The sequence below is a fragment of the Psychrobacter sp. genome (assembly GCF_036731945.1).
Classification (GTDB): domain Bacteria; phylum Pseudomonadota; class Gammaproteobacteria; order Pseudomonadales; family Moraxellaceae; genus Psychrobacter.
The window spans coordinates 23,879-26,394 of record NZ_DAINDI010000027.1 but is presented as its reverse complement, the minus strand read 5'-3'; the positions used below and the strand labels follow the sequence as shown (position 1 = coordinate 26,394).

At 43.2% G+C, this 2,516-nt stretch carries 2 protein-coding genes and 1 pseudogene; 2 read left to right on the top strand and 1 reads right to left on the bottom strand.

What is annotated here, in order from left to right; genetic code table 11:
- A pseudogene (locus V7D75_RS07325) lies at positions 1-631 on the top strand (hypothetical protein); the annotation flags it as partial.
- A 48-nt stretch (positions 632-679) separates the two neighbouring features.
- The gene (locus tag V7D75_RS07320) at positions 680-1,555 is read left to right on the top strand and encodes a ribonuclease HII (RefSeq protein WP_333614031.1); all 876 of its coding nucleotides are present in this window, start codon (positions 680-682) and stop codon (positions 1,553-1,555) included.
- Positions 1,556-1,733: 178 nt separating this feature from the next.
- Here the strand turns inward: V7D75_RS07320 and V7D75_RS07315 are convergent, their stop codons facing one another.
- Positions 1,734-2,399, bottom strand: a complete 666-nt coding sequence (locus tag V7D75_RS07315) for a DUF924 family protein (protein ID WP_333614030.1) — start codon at positions 2,397-2,399, stop codon at positions 1,734-1,736.
- Between the last annotated feature and the right edge of the window lie 117 nt (positions 2,400-2,516).

The following is a 2,516-nucleotide window of genomic DNA, read 5'->3' as shown; positions in this document are numbered from 1 at the left end:
GCTCGATGGTATTCAAAGACTATTATTGTTAGATCCTAAGCTGTGCTTTATCATTCCAACGGTGGATCAAAACCATCAATATATTGTGCAAGATGTGATCGATAAGCGCTCAGAGCAACTGCGGGCGGCGATTGCGGTGGTCTATGATGAAAGTCAGCCAGCCTTTAGTCAGCTGGCGATGGCGGCATCAGACATGGTTATGTTAGCGTCGGGTACTGCAACCTTGGAAGCCATGCTGCTTGAGCGTCCAATGGTGGTAATTTATCAATTAAATCAGCTGACCTATCAGATTGCAAAGCGTTTGGTGAAAGTCCCTTATGTCGGTTTGCCCAATATTTTGGCAGACAGCGCAATCGTGCCTGAGCTTATCCAAGAGCAGGCAAGTGGCGATAATATCTGTCGTACCGTGATGCGTTTGTTGCAGCCGCGCGCGTACGCAGAACAATTAAAAGCGCTGATTGATACCAAGTATGCATTGCAACAACAAAGCAATCATGACCCTGCGCATAGCGTCATCGAACAATGGTTTATTCAAAACCGCGCCAGTCATCAAAGTCATGATTTTAATGGACAAGACGGTCATGTCAGTCAAGAAAATTACCACAGCCAAGACAATTATCAAGCTCAGTAATCATGCAAGCAAACAAATCAATTAAACCGTAAAGTTAAAAAATAAGTTATGAGTACTATGCCTCTTGAAGAACACAACCCTATAGAAAGCCCTGTTACAGACAACGCTATCTTTCAGATCGAAAGAATCATTGAGCAAGTTGATATTAAAGGACAATACATACAACTGGCAGCGCCCATACAGTTATCAGGTCAGCTAAATATCGTGGAGCTAATGGCGCAATATCTGGTAAATGAAGCGAGTGAACAAGCAGCCATACAAATTGGCGTGGATGAAGCAGGGCGTGGCCCGCTGCTAGGTAGCGTTACTGTCGCTGCGGCAATATTACCTGCGGCGTGGGCAGGTTTAATTGAAAATGAGCCACTAAAAAATACGCCATTGTCTATACTGACGGACTCAAAGCAGCTGAGTGAAAAAAAGCGCGATCTTCTTTATCCGTTGGTTCAGCAACATGCAGTCGCGCACATCGTCGCTGATATACCACCAGCGGTCATCGACCAAGTCAATATCTTGCAAGCAACCATGCTTGGTATGCGCTTATGTACTGAGGTTTTATTGGCGGTAGTTGCTAACTACCTTGATGAAGAACAGAAAACACTGTTTGAGATATTGATTGATGGCAATCGTTGTCCTGACGTAGATTATGTCAGTCTTGCCACACTTGGTATAGAGAGATCAGTGATTGACTGTCAAGCCTGGGTAAAAGGCGATGCGCGCCATACCAGTATTGCGGCAGCCAGTATTTTGGCAAAAGTAAGCCGTGATAAGACTATGTATGCGCTTGATGCTGAACATCCTGAATACGGTATTGCCAAGCATAAAGGCTATCCAACGCGCGCCCATATGGAAGCGATTGCAGCTCATGGCGTATTAGCCGCGCATAGACGTAGCTTTGCACCAGTAAGAAAAGTGCTTGAAAGCTAATATTGCCTAACCTAAAAATGATCATTAGCTAGCAGGATGAGACTGCTTAATTAAATAGCCTAAGCAAAATTAAATAAGAAAATGCTTTCAATCATAAAAAAACCATCTGTTTATTAAGAACAAATGGTTTTTTTATTTAAACCTTTAACAACAGAAATCTTCAAAGTCCCAAAAATACTTAAAACGATGAGTTCGGCTGCTGTAAAAACGCTTCTTCTTCAGGCGAAGATTTTCGACCTAAGGTTTCATTGCGGTGCGGATAACGCCCAAACTTATCAATAATATCCTTATGGCGATGCTCAAACTCTAAGGTCGTTGCATCATTTAATTGCTTAAACAGCGGCAGATAGCGCTCATGAATCATGGCCGATTCAGAATGCATAAATGGCATGATAATAAATTTGCGCCACTGCGCTGGCAGCGTATCAAAATATGGTTGTCCAATGGCTTCTTGTGCCAATGCTAGCGCCATGCCATCTTGGGCAAAAGCGCACGCTTGCTCACGGCATAAATTACGCGAAAACTGATCTAAAACGATAATTTCTGCCAAACGTCCCGCCAAAGCGGTGATTGAGCTATTACTATCAGTCGCTGCATCTGCGATACGCCACGTCACGCACTCACCCTGTTTTGCTGCCTGCCAAATATCATAAAACTTGTCTTTTATCTTTTTATCAAAAGCATCATTTTGCGCAAACCAATACTGCTCATTGTCTTTATCGAACCAAAAATCCAATACCGCACGCGCATCCGTAGCAAGATGTTCTAAGCTGATGTTTTGTGGGTCTAGCTGCGATAGGTTGGCTGGGTTTTTAGCAGTGGAATAATCGGTCGAGAGTGCCATAAGATATTCTATTTATGATGGATTTAGTCTACTATAGCGCAATTATTTAGGTCTGTCATGATACCGACCGCAGCTATTAGGTAACCTCTTATGAATGCAAAAATCCCGTTACAAACC